The sequence below is a fragment of the Micromonospora sp. NPDC005203 genome (assembly GCF_042872705.1).
Lineage (GTDB): Bacteria > Actinomycetota > Actinomycetes > Mycobacteriales > Micromonosporaceae > Micromonospora.
Window position 1 is genome coordinate 171,284 of the sequence record NZ_JBIAKV010000013.1, and the last position, 12,832, is coordinate 184,115.

Sequence of the window (12,832 nt, forward strand, 5' to 3'; positions counted from 1 at the left end):
CGCCGGCACTGACACCGGGCGCGCCACCGACGCGGTGCCGCCGCCGGCCCTGCATCGCGACCGGCGGTTCCGGACCTTCTGGATCGGTCAGACGATCTCCGACTTCGGTGATCGGGTCAGCGAACTGGCCCTGCCACTGATCGCCGTCACCCTGCTCGCCGCTACGCCCGTACAGGTAAGCGTCCTCACCGCGTTGATCTGGTTGCCCAACCTGTTGGGACTGTTCCTCGGCGCCTGGGTGGACCAGCGCACCCACAAGCGCCGGCTGCTGATCATCGCGGACCTGATCCGCGCCGCGGTACTGATCAGCCTGCCGGTGGCCTACCTGTTCGACGCGGTCACCCTCACCCAGCTCTACCTGGTGGCGCTGCTCACCGGAGCCGGGGCGGTGCTGTTCGCCATGGCCCGCCAGGCGTTCTTCGTGGCCCTGGTGCCGCGATCGGCGTACGTGGACGCGACAAGCAAGCTGAGCGTGAGCCGGTCACTCTCGTTCATCGCCGGACCGGCGGTCGGCGGCGGGCTGGTCCAGGCGCTGAGCGCGCCGGCCGCGATCGTCGTCGACGCGGTGTCCTTCCTCGGCTCCGCACTGCTGCTCAGTCGCATCCCGGTGAGCGAGCCGCCTCCGCCGCCGCGCCGAACGTCCACTCTCGGCCTGGTCCGCGAGGGGCTCGTGCTGGTGTTGCGGCATCCGGTGCTGCGGGCCGCGCTCGGCTGCACCAGCACCGTCAACTTCTTCACCTTCATCTCCTACGCGTTGCTGGTGCTCTACGCCAGCAACGAACTTCACCTGTCGGCCGGCGCGATCGGCGTCGCCCTCGGATTCGGGGCGGTCGGCGGGCTCGCGGGCGCGGCACTCGCGCCACGGATCTCGCGTGCCATCGGACTGGGACGTACCGCCATGATCGGCGCGGTGCTCTTTCCCGCGCCGCTGGCGCTGACCGCGCTGGTGTCCGGCCCCATGTGGACGAAGGTGGCCATGCTGGCGGCCATCGAGTTGGTCTCCAGCGTCGGGGTGATGCTGATGGACGTCAACCTCAACGCCCTCCTCACCGCCGTGACGCCCGACGACGCGCGAGGACGCCGCGCCGGTGCGTACAGCGCGGTCAACTACGGCATCCGACCGCTCGGCGCGCTTGTCGGTGGTGCGTTGGGCACCACCATCGGGCTTCGACCGACCCTGGTCGTCGCGGGCCTGGGTGGTGTGCTCGCCGTGCTGTGGCTGCTCGCGTCGCCCATACGCCACATCAGGACTGTCGACGACCCCGCGGCCCGACCCGACTGACCCGGGCTGCCCGCTCCGGCCGCCTGCCGCCGGAGCGAGCCCACGGGCAGGTCAGGCGGCATCCGCCAGCAGGATCTGGGCCAGCTCGGTGGGCTGGGAGAACATCGGCCAGTGACCGGTCGCCATCGTGACCAGCCGCCAGCGGTCGCTGGTCAGCAACGTGGCCACGGTGTCGTTGGGCTCGGGTCCGTCGAGCAGGCACTTGAGGTACGTCGCCGGCAGCTCACCCAGCGGGCGGGTCAACACGGCCGGCTCGGTCAGCGTGGCGCCGGGGTGCGGGGTGGAGCCCTCGACCAGCCGTGTCGCCTGCTCGTCGGTGAGCCCCTGGCCGTCGAGATCGGCCGCGCCAACCGGCGCCCAGGAACTGCCGTTGTCGGCGAGCAGCGCCTCGAACGCCGCCTGGCCCTGCCACCAACCGGACGCGAACGACCCGCCGTCGACAGGCACCTCGGCGTCGACGAAGACCACCCGGGTCAACCGGTCGCCGATCCGTTCGGCGGCCTGACCCACCGGGATGCCCGAGTAACTGTGCCCGACCAGCACCACGTCGCGCAGGTCGCGGCGCTCGACCTCGTCGACGATGTCCTGCACGTGGGTCTGCTGGCCGGCGACGACACCGCGGCGCTCGGCGAGACCCGAGAGGGTCAACGGGTAGGCGTCGTGCCCGGCTGCTCGCAGCGGCGGCACGACCTCGTCCCATGCCCACGACCCCAGCCACGCCCCTGCCACCAACACGAAATCAGCCATGGGCGGGACCCTAGCGGCACCCTGTGACAACCCGGCGGCTCACGGCCAGGTGCGGGCCTGCGCCGCGAAGACCTCCGGCGGGCTCGCCACCGGCAGTACGCACAGCAGATGCCCGCCCGGGGCTCGCAGGATCCGACACTCCAACCACCGCGCCACCTCGGTGGCGCCCAGGTCGATCAGGCGGGCGGTCTCGGCCGCCACGTCGTCGGTCTCGATGTCGAGGTGGTAGCGCGGCGCGTCGTCCACCGCCTGCACGGCCGTGACCATCCCCGGCAGCGCCTCGTGCAGGCCGACGAACTGCGGCTCCGCCGGATCGGACCGGGTGCCGACGCCGAGCGCCGCCGACCAGAACTCCGCCGCCTGGGCGGCCTCCGCCTCCGGGGCGTCGATCAGCAGGGCGTAGACACGGCTCCGGTGCATGCGGGGCAGCATATCGGCGGCGGGCGGGCGGCGGCGACAGCCGCCGACGTCGACGCACGTCCTCCGGCGCCGGTCGGAATCCGCTCAGGCGTGGTCCCGTGAGGGCGGCCCGGCAGCGACCGCCATCCGGTAGATCCACACCGGATACTCGACCGCCGGGTGCCCGCCGTTGAGCCCGGCGCTCAGGTGCAACTGCGCCGCCGGCATCCAGAGTTGGGCATCCGCGTCAAGCCACATGGCGTCCACCCAGACCAACCGGGGATCCTCGATGACGGTACGCACGCCGCCGTCGGGTGCGAGGGCGAGGACGCGCCGCCGTTCCACGTCGCTGAGGTAGATGGTGCCGTCGGCGTCGATCGCCGTACCTCCGGTGCTGGGCGTGTCACGCCATGGTTCGACCCGCCCGGCCGCCTCGTCGGTGGACACCGACGGGTCGTCCAACCAGCGGGTGGCGATCCGGGACATCCCGCCGGAGGCCGGCTGGTAGTAGAGCCAGCGGCCGTCCGGCGACACCTCCAGTTGATCGAGGTGCAGGCGCACCTCGGCGCCACTCGCGTCCCGTACGACCCGCCCGTCGGCGACCAGCGGCCCACCCACTGTGCTCGGATGCCCGTCCAGCACCCGTCGGGACCGTCCCGAGTCGAGGTCCAGCACGATGAGACCCGGCGCTCCGGCGTCGCTGAGGTACGCCGTCGGACCGTTGAACCGGACGTCGTCGAGGCAGCTGGTCGGGTGCACCGCCTCGGCGAGGTCGTAGACGCGCTCCACGCGGTCTGCGTCCGGGTCGACCGCGATCAGCCGGGCGCCACCCGGCACCTGCCGGTCGCCGAGCTGCGGCGCACCCGAGTCGACAATCCACAAGCAACCGTCCGGTCCGGCCCGTACCCCGTTGACGTGCACGAAAGCACCGTCCGGCGCCCGCTCGGCGCGGTTCCACGCTTCATCCGGGTACGGGTCGCGCCTACCGTCGGGAAACACCTCGACCACCTGGACGCCGGGCCGGTCCGCCGACGGGTAGCTCAGGAAGATCCGCCCGCGCAGGGTGGTCACGCCCGTGCACACCCGGTCCTCGCGCAGGACCGCTGCCAATCGGGGGTCCTGCTGGCTGGGCAGCATGGACATTGACGTGCTCCTCACCCGCCCGACGGCGTCCGCGCTCGCGGCCGGTGACCGACGGATCCGGCCAACCGGCGAGGCATTCCCGGCGCGGGCCGTGCGAAACCACCCGGCGCGGGCAGCGCTCAGGCGGTCGGCGGGGCCGCGGGGTCGACCAGGGCGGCGAGCCGCTTCGGAGCCAGCAGGCAGTAGCTCTCGGTCAGCAACTCAGCGACCTCGACCCAGTCGGTGCCGCCGTCCACGATCATGCCCATGACGGTCGGACTCCAGTCCGGTTTGTAGAAGGGGTGCCCGCCGCTCAGGAGCCCGGCGATCTCGTCGAGCGGTGACCGGAAGGTCAGCAGGCAGGCGGGCTCGTCCAGCTTGGCGGCTCGCGCATGCACCACCTGACGGGCCGGGTCGACGGTGAACACGTGGGCGACGGTGCGCTTGCGGATCCGCCACCGGGTGCCCACCCAGGCCGGCTCCTCGTACGCCTCCGGCAGGCCGCGGCAGATGGGGCGCAGCCGGTCGAGAACCTCGGGCGGGACATCTCCGGGTGCGGTCACGACCAGCGACCCTAGCCGCCCCGTGTGACACATTCCGCTCGCCCGACGCCACCCACGCCGGTGGTGCCCGCCCCCACGATCCGTCAGGATGAGCCGGGGCGACCCTGGGCCGTCGTCCTGGACGCTCCCACCCCGTGCCCGCTGAGGAGTTCCGTGCCGTCCACCCTGCTCTCCCGCCGCGACCTCGACTTCCTGCTGCACGACTGGCTGCGGGTGTCCCAACTCGTCGAGCGCCCCCGTTACGCGGAGCACTCCCGGGAGACCTTCGACGACGCGCTGGACCTCGCCGAGCGGGTGGCCACCGAGCAGTTCGCCCCGCACAACCGCGCCGCCGACCTCACCGAGCCCACCTTCGACGGGCAGCGGGTGCGGCTGATCCCGCAGGTGCGCGCGGCGCTCGACAGTTTCGCCGAGACGGGCCTGCTCACCGCCGGGCTGGACGCCTCGGTCGGCGGTCTGCAACTGCCGCACGCCGTCGCGGCGGCCTGCTTCACCTGGTTCCAGGCGGCCAACGTGGCCACCTCCGCGTACCCGTTCCTCACCCTGGGCAACGCCAACCTGCTGCTGGCACACGGCAGCGCCGAGCAGGTGGACACCTACGTCCGGCCGATGCTCGACGGCCGGTTCTTCGGCACCATGTGCCTGTCCGAGCCGCACGCCGGCAGCTCACTGGCCGACATCACCACCCGGGCGGAGCCCCAGGCCGACGGCACGTACCGAGTGTTCGGCACCAAGATGTGGATCTCCGGTGGCGATCACGAGTTGGCCGAGAACATCGTCCACCTGGTGCTGGCGCGGATCCCCGGCGGCCCGCCCGGCGTGAAGGGCATCTCGCTGTTCATCGTGCCCAAGGTGCTGGTCGGTGCGGACGGGTCGCTCGGCGACCGCAACGACGTCGTGTTGGCCGGCCTCAACCACAAGATGGGTTTCCGGGGCACCACGAACACGTTGCTCAACTTCGGCGACGGTGGGCACACCCCGGGCGGCCGCGCCGGTGCGGTCGGCCACCTGGTCGGTCCGCCGCACCAGGGACTGGCCCAGATGTTTCACATGATGAACGAGGCCCGGATCGGGGTCGGGGCCGGCGCCACCGCGCTGGGCTACACCGGGTATCTCAAGAGCCTGGCGTACGCCAGGGAGCGACCGCAGGGCCGTCCGGTCGGCGCGAAGGACCCGGCCACGGCACAGGTGCCGATCATCGACCACCCCGACGTACGTCGGATGCTGCTGGCGCAGAAGAGCTACGTGGAGGGGGCGCTGGCGCTGGTGCTCTACTGCGCGCGGCTGCTCGACGAGCAGCACACCGCTCCCGCCGAGGCGGACCGCGAGCGCGCGCACCTGCTGCTGGACGTGCTCACCCCGATCACCAAGAGTTGGCCGTCGCAGTGGTGCCTGCATGCCAACGACCTGGCAATCCAGGTGCTCGGGGGCGCCGGGTACACCCGCGATCACGACGTGGAGCAGCACTACCGGGACAACCGGCTCAACCCGATCCACGAGGGTACCCACGGCATCCAGGCGTTGGATCTGCTGGGTCGCAAGATGACCATGCGGGGCGGCGCCGGCCTCGCCGAGTTGACCGCGACGATCGGCGACACCATCGAGCGGGGCCGCAAGGTCGGCGGCGAGGTGGCCGATCTGGCCGACCGGTTGGCCGCCGCGGTGGACCGGACAACCGCGGTCACCCGTCGGCTGTGGGCCGACGGCGACCCGGTGTCCGCTCTGGCCAACGCCACCGCCTACCTGGAGGCGGTCGGGCACGTCGTGATCGCGTGGATGTGGTTGGAGCAGGTGCTGGCGCTGCCGCCGGAGGAGGCCGGCGACGCGTTCCACGCCGGCAAGCGCCAGGCGGCGCGCTACTTCTTCCGGGTCGAGTTGCCCCGCACCGGTCCGCAGTTCGACCTGTTGGACAGCCGGGACCGCACCACCCTCGACATGCGCCCGGACTGGTTCTGACCGAGCGGCTGTCAGCGTCGACGGTTCTGGTGCTGCACCGCCTGCCGGCCCTTGACCACGCCCAGGATGATCACGATCACCAGCGCGATCAGGCCGATGATGATCAGCCAGCGGACGGCCTCGAGGATCAGCCCGAGCAGGATCAACACGCCAGCGACCACGCCGACGACCCAGAGCAGCGCACGCATGTCCACCTCCGGTAACCGGCCGCGCCTGGTGCGGCGGGCACGGTGTGGCCTTTCCCGATCCGGCCGCCACCATGCCCGGGTGAGGTGCGAAGCGGTGCTTCGATCGACTCGGGTTCCGTGCTGTCGGGGTGTCCGAGACGTGGTGATGGCCCAAGCTCCGGAAAACCGAGTCGATCACGGGCGGGCCGACCGAGTCGATCACGGGCGCCCGGCCGGCTCAACCCTTGGTGCGCGCCACGTAGACCGTGTTCGCGGACTCGCCGCCGGTCAGCGGGTTGGCGAACGGCACGACGTGCGCCCGCACGTCCACGAACACCTCGGCGAGCGCCGCGGTGAACTCGGTGTCCGGCGGGTCGTCCGACCAGAGCGAGAACACTCCCTCGGGCCGCAGCAGGGCGGCCAGCCGACGCAGCCCGGCCGGCGGGTAGAACGCCGCGTGACTGGGATGCAGGACGTTGCGCGGGGAATGGTCGACGTCGAGCAGCACGGCGTCGAACCGCCGCCCGGGTGCCTCGGCGTCGAAGCCGACGTCACCGGCCACCGAGGCGAAGAAGTCAGCCTGCACGAACCGGGTCCGCGGGTCCTCGGCGAGCCCTGCCGCGAACGGCAGCAGACCCCGACGGTGCCAGTCGATCACGTCCTCGATCGCCTCCACCACCAGCAGCGAACGCACCCGTGGGTCGCCCAGCGCCGCGCAGGCCGTGTAGCCCAGCCCGAGACCACCGACCACCACGTCGAGCGAGTCGCCGGCCACCGCGGCGAGACCCAGCCGGGCCAGCTCGATCTCCGCGACCGGGAACAGGCTGGACATCAGGTACTCGTCGTCGAGTTTGACCTCGTACACCTCGACCTGGAGGGCCGGATCCCGGCGTCGGCGCAGGCTGATCGCGCCGATCGGGGTCTCCCGCCAGGCCAGCTCCTCGAAACGCGCGCCCACGGGTGCCCTCTCGCCGCCGGATTCGTCCCCGGATGGTACCGGTTGCCCCGAGCCGGACACGCAGGGTCCCGAGACATCGACGCAACGCATATTCTGTGCCCCGGCCGACCCACTGGAAGGGACCCCATGCCGTCGCGGCAGGACCAGCTGCACTCCTACCAGTTCAGCGTCCAGCGAGCGGTCGCCGCTCTGGTCATGCGCGAGACCGACCCCGCGCAGTCGCCGTTTCGGCGACTGGCCGGCGCCGGCCTGGCCAGCGTCCTGGTCGCGGCGATCGGGCTCGGCGGCTTCGCGCTCTACGGCCTGTTCGCCGGGGGCGGAAAGGGCTGGCGCGACCCGGGTGCGGTGATCGTGGAGAAGGAGTCCGGCGCGCGGTTCGTCTATCGCGAGCAGAAGCTGCACCCGGTGCTCAACTACGCCTCGGCGCTGCTGATCGTCGGCGCGGACCAGGCCAAGACCGTGCTGGTCTCCCGACGCACGATCGACGGCGTCCCCCGCGGGCTGCCGCTGGGTATCGCCGACGCGCCGGACTCACTGCCCGCCCCCGGCCGGCTGGCCACGGCGGCGTGGACCGTCTGCTCGACGGCCCCGGCGGGCGAGGTGCCCCGCTCCGCTCTGCTGATCGGCGCCGAGCCCGACGGCGGCCAGCTGTTGGGCGACGAGGCGTTGCTGCTGCGGCACCCCGACGGCGGGCTGCACCTGGTCTGGCACCAACGGCGCTACCTCGTCCGCGATCCCAGCCGGGTGCTGGCGGCGCTCGCCACCACCCGCGCGCAGGCGGTGGCGGTGGCGCCCGCCCTGCTCAACTCCCTGCCCGCCGGCAGCGACCTCGCCCCGCTCGACCTGCCCGGGCTGGGCCAGCCCGCCACCCGGGTGCCGGACGCCGCGATCGGCACGGTCTACCTGGTGAGCAACTCCGGTGGCGGTCGGCAGTACGCGGTGGCCGTCGACGCCGGCCTGGCCGGCATCACCGAGTTGCAGGCCGGGCTGTTGCTGGCGCGCACCGGGCAGGGTGAGCCGGTGCCGATGACGCTGGGTCGTTTCGCCGCGCTGCCCAACGTGCCCGACCTCGCGCCGAGCGGCGCGTACGCCCCGCCGCCGACTCCGCCCCGGCTCGCGGCCGGCGACGGCGGGGACCTCTGCACCCGGGTCGCCGACGACGGCGGGGTAGCCGAGGTGCGCTGGGGCGTACCGCTGCGGGACCTGGCGGCCACGCCGCGGACCGCGCCCGGCGACGGCGCGGTGCTGGCCGACCACGTGGTGGTGGAGCCGGGTCGCGGCGCGGTCGTTGAGGCCGCCGCGGCGCCCGGCGCGTCCGGCGGCGCGGTGTCCGTGGTCACCGACCTGGGCCGACGGTACGTGCTGGCCGACCGGGAGGTGCTGCCGATGCTCGGCTACCGCGAGGTGCGTCCGGTACGGCTGCCCGCCGGGCTGGTCAGCCTGGTGCCCGCTGGGGCCACCCTGGACCCGGCCGCCGCCCGGGCCGTCGCCGCCCCCGACTGACCACCACAGCCTGGCGGCGGCGAAACGGTGGTGATCAAGAGGTTTGCGTCAGAGCTTGGCGCGGGCCTGACGCAAACCTCTTGATCACCGGGCAACAACATGTGGCAGACGGTGTCAGTCGGCCGGACGGCGCAGCACGCTGACCGCGAACGGCGCGTCGTCGCGCCACGGGCGCAGGTCCCAGGTGGCGAAGCGCTGCTCCACCCGCAGCCCGGCGGCCACCGCGTCGGCGTCGAACGCGGTCAGCGGGTAGCCACGCTCGGTGCCGAAGCCCACGGTCAGCACGCCGTCCGGCCGCAGGTGCAGCGCGACCCGGCGCAGCACCTCCGGTTCGGTGCCGACGGCGACGAAGGCGAGGACGTTGCCGGCCAGCACCGCCGCGTCGAACGGCTCCGCCTCACCCATGGCCGGCAGGTCCAGCTCGGCCAGGTCGGCGACCAGCCACGTCGGCCCGGGATAGTCGGCGCGGGCCGCAGCCACCAGGGCGGGGTCGGCGTCCACCCCGACCACGGTGTGCCCGCGCTGGGCCAGCGCGGCACCGACTCGGCCGGTGCCACTGCCGGCGTCGAGGATCCGTGAGCCGGGCGCGACAAGGGTGTCCACCAGGCGGGCCTCGCCGGCCAGGTCCGCGCCCTCGGCCGCGAGTTTCCGAAACCGATCGATGTACCACTGCGAGTGCTCCGGGCCGGTGTCGGTCGCCCAGCGGGTCGGGTTGGCCATGAGGCCACCGTATCCGGACCGGCTTTCCAGGCGCACCGATCGGTGGCAGTTGAGCAGGGCGGTGTCCGGTGTGTCGACCTGCCCAACTGCCACCGATCGGGGAACGCGGGGTCGGTCCGCTCAACCTTTCTCCGCGCCGCTGGTCAGGCCCTCGGTGAGCAGCCGCTCGCTGGCGAAGAAGAGGATCACGATGGGCAGGGTGAGAACGACCGACCCGGCCATCAGCACCGTCTTGGGCACCTCCACCCCGTCGGAGAGCAGGGACAGCCCCAGCGACACCGTCCACCGGTTGGGTTTGTCGATCAGGAACAGCAGGGCGAAGAGAAACTCGTTCCAGGCGATCATGAAGTCGTAGAGCGCGACCGCCATGATCGACGGCATCGCGAGGGGCAGGCTGACGCGGCGGATGATGCCGAGCCGGCCAGCACCGTCGATGGCGGCGGACTCCTCCAGACTGACCGGGATGGTCTCGAAGTAGTTCCGCAGCATGTAGACCGACACCGGCAGCGTCTGCGAGATGTAGACCAGCACCAGGCCGAACAGCGAGCCGCGCAGGTCGACGAGGCTGAACGCCACGAACAGGGGAATCGCGATGACGATCGACGGGAACAGGTAGACCGCCAGGAACAGGAAGTCGACCTGCCGCCGGCCGAAGAACCGCAGCCGGGCCACCGCGTACGCGCCGGGGATCGCCACCAGCAGGGTGAGCACGGTCGCCGCCACCGCGACCAGTCCGCTGTTGCGGATGAAGGTGAGGAACCCCTGGCCGCCGTCGGCGGTGGCCTTGAGGACCTCGGCGTACGTGGCCACGGTCAGTTCACCGAAGCCGACGAGCAGCGCGCCGGGGTCGAGCAGTAACTGCTCGATGGGGCGTACCGAGAGCACCAGCATGTAGTAGAAGGGGAAGACGGTGACCACCAGGAACACGGCGATCACCAGGCGGCGAAGCCAACGCAGGCTGACCGTCTCGACCATGTCCCGGTCCATCAACTCACCCTCCGTCCGAAGAAGCGCAGATAGATCACCACGAACACGATGAGCACCACGGCCAGCACGACCGCCTGCGCGGAGGCCGCGCCGATGTCGGTGCGAGCGGTGAGGAACTCGTACACCCGCACGCTGACCACCTCGGTGCCGGCGGCGCCACCGGTGAGTAGGTAGACGTCGTCGAACTTGTTGAACGTCATGATGAAACGCAGCACGCCCAGCAGGGCGATCACCGGCAGGAGTTGGGGCAGCAGGATGTGCCGGAACCGTTGGGTGGGGGTCGCGCCGTCGACCCGGGCGGCCTCCTCCAACTCACCGGGCACCGCCTGGAGCCGGGCCAGCAGGAACAGGAACGCGAACGGAAAATATCGCCACGCCTCGAAGGCGATGACGGTGCTCAGCGCGGTCGACTCCTGGGACAGGAACGGCACCGGGGTGTCCCAGCCCAGCAGGCGTTGGCCCCACGCGTTGACGATGCCGAGCTGCGGGTCGAGCATCACCTGCCACACGAACGTCACCGCGACAACCGGTGCCACGTACGGCAGCAGCATGGATGCCCGGACCAGCGTGCGGCCCCGGAACGGTCGGCGGACGACCAGGGCGGCCAGCAGACCGAGCAGGATCGACCCGACGGTGCCGCCGATGCTGTAGATCAGCGTGACCCACAGTGTCTCGGCGAAGCCGGGGGTGTGCAGCACCCGGTCGAAGTTGTCCACGGTGAACTCGCCGAACAGGCCGGTCTTGCGCAACGTGGCGAGCCGGACCCGCTGGAAGGCGAGCACCACGGTCCACACGATCGGGATGCCGATGACCGCGAGGGTGACGAGCAGTGTCGGTGCGACAAGCGCGAGCCCGGCACGGGACTCGCGGCGGCGCAGGGTCAGTGGGCGACGGCGGCCGGCCCGTCCCGGCCGCTCCCGGTTGGGGGAGCGGCCGGTCTCGGGCGCGGTGGTGGTCAATTGACGCCCGCCTTGATGGCTTCCACGTCCTTCTTGGCCCGGCTGGCGGCGGCCGCGGCGTCGGACTTGCCGGAGTAGACGTCGGTCAGCGCCTTGGGCACCGGTAGTTCACCGAGCATCGCGCCGACCAGCTTGCCCTGCCCCTGGGTGAGCCCCCACCGCTGGAAGGTGTCCGGGCTGCGGCGCAGGGTGGCGAGTACCTCCTCGCCGAACACGTCGGCGAGGGGCTTCTTCGCGTCCACGCCGGCCTGGCTGGTGTTCCAGGCCGTCAGGTACGCCTCGGGCTCGGCCGTGGTGCCCTTGCGCACCGGGAAGCGGCCCTCGGGGGACATGCCGAACCATCGCGGATAGCCGTCGCCGAGCATGTACTCCACGAAGGATTTCGCCGGGTCGGTCACCGCGCCGTCGAGCACCGCCCACGAGCTGATCTCGCCGTACTGTGCCGGCTCGGTGCCGTTCGGGCCCTTGATCGCGGTCACGAACCCGCTGTTCTTCGCGAGGAACGCCGGGTCGGTCTGACACTGTGGGCAGGTCGGTTTGGCGTCGTTGCGCAGCCCGGCCAGCTCGTCGAGGATGAATGGCGACCAGATGACCATGGCCGCCTTGCCGGCGAAATAGGTGGCCCGGGTGGTGTCCACGTCCTGGGCGCCCTTCACCGAGCTGGTGCGGATCAGGTCGCCGTAGAAGCGGATCGCCTCCACGCACTGGGGTGAGTCGAGGGTGACCTTTCCGGAGTCGTCGGTTAGTTGACAGCCGTTGGCCAGTGCCAGGTGCTCGAAGGTCTGCTGGGTGAACACGTCGCTGGCGGAGGTCGCCGCGGTGATCCCGGCGACGCCGCCGGTGTTCAGTTTCGTCGCGGCGTCGGTGATCCGCTCGTACGTGTCGGGGGCGGGCAGGCCGGCGGCGGCGAACAGGTCCTTGCGGTAGACGAGCAGCTGACCCCACCCGTCACTGGGGACGGAGAGTTGCTTGCCGTCGTCGGCGGTCAGCTCCAGCGTGCGGGGGGAGAACGTCTGCCTGCCCAGCTTGTCGACGACCTCCGCGTTCGCCGAGGCGTGCAGCAGCTCGTTGCCGGCGAGCGTACGGATGCCGGCCAGGGAGACCGACCCGACCACGTCGGGCAGGTCGCCGGCGGCGGCGTTGGCGGCGATCAGGGAGGGGAACTGGTCCTCGTTGACGGTCACGAGGTCGACCTGGATGCCGGTCTTGGCAGTGAAGTCGGCGATGATCGCCTTGGTGGCGGTGACCCGGTCGGCGACGTCCTCCAGGCTCCAAACGGTGATCTTTTTGCTGTTGCTGTCTGATTGGTCGTCGCCGCAGGCCAGCAGGGTGGACGCTGTCAGTGCCATGATCAGGGTGGTGGCGAGTATCCGCCTCGGAGGTGCTGACATCGGTGGCACTCCTCTCGAAGGGTACATGACTGATTCAACACGATCGATAGATTAATGACAAGACATATGGCGATTTTT

At 71.4% G+C, this 12,832-nt stretch carries 13 protein-coding genes; 3 read left to right on the forward strand and 10 right to left on the reverse strand.

Translation table 11 applies throughout. The annotated features are described in order from the left end of the window. On the forward strand, positions 1 to 1,282 hold a 1,282-nt coding region (locus tag ACFYPM_RS25565), incomplete at its 5' end, for an MFS transporter (RefSeq protein ID WP_387201732.1). Between the two features lie 51 nt (positions 1,283 to 1,333). Here ACFYPM_RS25565 and ACFYPM_RS25570 read toward each other — a convergent pair. The 4 genes from ACFYPM_RS25570 to ACFYPM_RS25585 all read right to left on the reverse strand — a co-directional run bounded on the left by ACFYPM_RS25570 (position 1,334) and on the right by ACFYPM_RS25585 (position 4,113). Continuing rightward, positions 1,334 to 2,029 carry an alpha/beta fold hydrolase gene (locus tag ACFYPM_RS25570; protein WP_387201735.1) on the reverse strand — a complete coding sequence of 232 codons (696 nt, stop codon included), beginning with the start codon at positions 2,027 to 2,029 and terminating at the stop codon, positions 1,334 to 1,336. 39 nt (positions 2,030 to 2,068) lie between these two features. Next, a complete protein-coding gene (locus ACFYPM_RS25575) occupies positions 2,069 to 2,449 on the reverse strand; it encodes a VOC family protein (RefSeq protein ID WP_387201738.1) in 381 nt (126 codons plus the stop codon). 84 nt (positions 2,450 to 2,533) lie between these two features. Beyond that, a complete protein-coding gene (locus ACFYPM_RS25580) occupies positions 2,534 to 3,571 on the reverse strand; it encodes an SMP-30/gluconolactonase/LRE family protein (protein ID WP_387201741.1) in 1,038 nt (345 codons plus the stop codon). Between the two features lie 119 nt (positions 3,572 to 3,690). Beyond that, positions 3,691 to 4,113, reverse strand: coding sequence for an MmcQ/YjbR family DNA-binding protein (locus ACFYPM_RS25585; protein WP_387201744.1), 423 nt, complete (start codon positions 4,111 to 4,113; stop codon positions 3,691 to 3,693). Between the two features lie 153 nt (positions 4,114 to 4,266). On the opposite strand from ACFYPM_RS25585, the gene ACFYPM_RS25590 reads away from it, so the two are divergent. Beyond that, positions 4,267 to 6,069, forward strand: a complete 1,803-nt coding sequence (locus ACFYPM_RS25590) for an acyl-CoA dehydrogenase (protein WP_387201747.1) — start codon at positions 4,267 to 4,269, stop codon at positions 6,067 to 6,069. A gap of 11 nt (positions 6,070 to 6,080) precedes the next feature. Here the strand turns inward: ACFYPM_RS25590 and ACFYPM_RS25595 are convergent, their stop codons facing one another. Then, positions 6,081 to 6,257, reverse strand: a complete 177-nt coding sequence (locus tag ACFYPM_RS25595) for a hypothetical protein (RefSeq protein ID WP_387201750.1) — start codon at positions 6,255 to 6,257, stop codon at positions 6,081 to 6,083. A 217-nt stretch (positions 6,258 to 6,474) separates the two neighbouring features. Then, entirely contained in the window at positions 6,475 to 7,194 is a 720-nt protein-coding gene (locus ACFYPM_RS25600) for a spermidine synthase (RefSeq protein ID WP_387201753.1), read from the reverse strand. 126 nt (positions 7,195 to 7,320) lie between these two features. Here ACFYPM_RS25600 and eccB point away from each other — a divergent pair, with 126 nt between their 5' ends. Further along, the gene (eccB, locus tag ACFYPM_RS25605) at positions 7,321 to 8,697 is read left to right on the forward strand and encodes a type VII secretion protein EccB (protein WP_387201756.1); all 1,377 of its coding nucleotides are present in this window, start codon (positions 7,321 to 7,323) and stop codon (positions 8,695 to 8,697) included. A gap of 114 nt (positions 8,698 to 8,811) precedes the next feature. Here the strand turns inward: eccB and ACFYPM_RS25610 are convergent, their stop codons facing one another. The 4 genes from ACFYPM_RS25610 to ACFYPM_RS25625 all read right to left on the reverse strand — a co-directional run bounded on the left by ACFYPM_RS25610 (position 8,812) and on the right by ACFYPM_RS25625 (position 12,754). Further along, positions 8,812 to 9,417 (reverse strand): class I SAM-dependent methyltransferase, encoded by a 606-nt coding sequence (locus ACFYPM_RS25610; RefSeq protein ID WP_387201759.1) that lies wholly within the window; start codon positions 9,415 to 9,417, stop codon positions 8,812 to 8,814. A gap of 120 nt (positions 9,418 to 9,537) precedes the next feature. Continuing rightward, on the reverse strand, positions 9,538 to 10,404 hold the full coding sequence (locus ACFYPM_RS25615) for a carbohydrate ABC transporter permease (RefSeq protein ID WP_357239552.1): 867 nt from the start codon (positions 10,402 to 10,404) through the stop codon (positions 9,538 to 9,540). Continuing rightward, on the reverse strand, positions 10,404 to 11,363 hold the full coding sequence (locus tag ACFYPM_RS25620) for a carbohydrate ABC transporter permease (protein WP_387201762.1): 960 nt from the start codon (positions 11,361 to 11,363) through the stop codon (positions 10,404 to 10,406). The genes ACFYPM_RS25615 and ACFYPM_RS25620 overlap by 1 nt, the downstream gene beginning before the upstream one ends. Beyond that, positions 11,360 to 12,754, reverse strand: a complete 1,395-nt coding sequence (locus ACFYPM_RS25625) for an ABC transporter substrate-binding protein (RefSeq protein ID WP_387201765.1) — start codon at positions 12,752 to 12,754, stop codon at positions 11,360 to 11,362. The genes ACFYPM_RS25620 and ACFYPM_RS25625 overlap by 4 nt, the downstream gene beginning before the upstream one ends. Positions 12,755 to 12,832: the final 78 nt, after the last annotated feature.

Coding starts and splice junctions, on each gene's coding strand:
- ACFYPM_RS25570 (WP_387201735.1), bottom strand. CDS start 2,029: ATGGCTGATTTCGTGTTGGTGGCAGGGGCGTGGCTGGGGTCGTGGGCA.
- ACFYPM_RS25575 (WP_387201738.1), bottom strand. CDS start 2,449: ATGCACCGGAGCCGTGTCTACGCCCTGCTGATCGACGCCCCGGAGGCG.
- ACFYPM_RS25580 (WP_387201741.1), bottom strand. CDS start 3,571: ATGTCCATGCTGCCCAGCCAGCAGGACCCCCGATTGGCAGCGGTCCTG.
- ACFYPM_RS25595 (WP_387201750.1), bottom strand. CDS start 6,257: ATGCGTGCGCTGCTCTGGGTCGTCGGCGTGGTCGCTGGCGTGTTGATC.
- eccB (WP_387201756.1), top strand. CDS start 7,321: ATGCCGTCGCGGCAGGACCAGCTGCACTCCTACCAGTTCAGCGTCCAG.
- ACFYPM_RS25610 (WP_387201759.1), bottom strand. CDS start 9,417: ATGGCCAACCCGACCCGCTGGGCGACCGACACCGGCCCGGAGCACTCG.
- ACFYPM_RS25615 (WP_357239552.1), bottom strand. CDS start 10,404: ATGGACCGGGACATGGTCGAGACGGTCAGCCTGCGTTGGCTTCGCCGC.
- ACFYPM_RS25625 (WP_387201765.1), bottom strand. CDS start 12,754: ATGTCAGCACCTCCGAGGCGGATACTCGCCACCACCCTGATCATGGCA.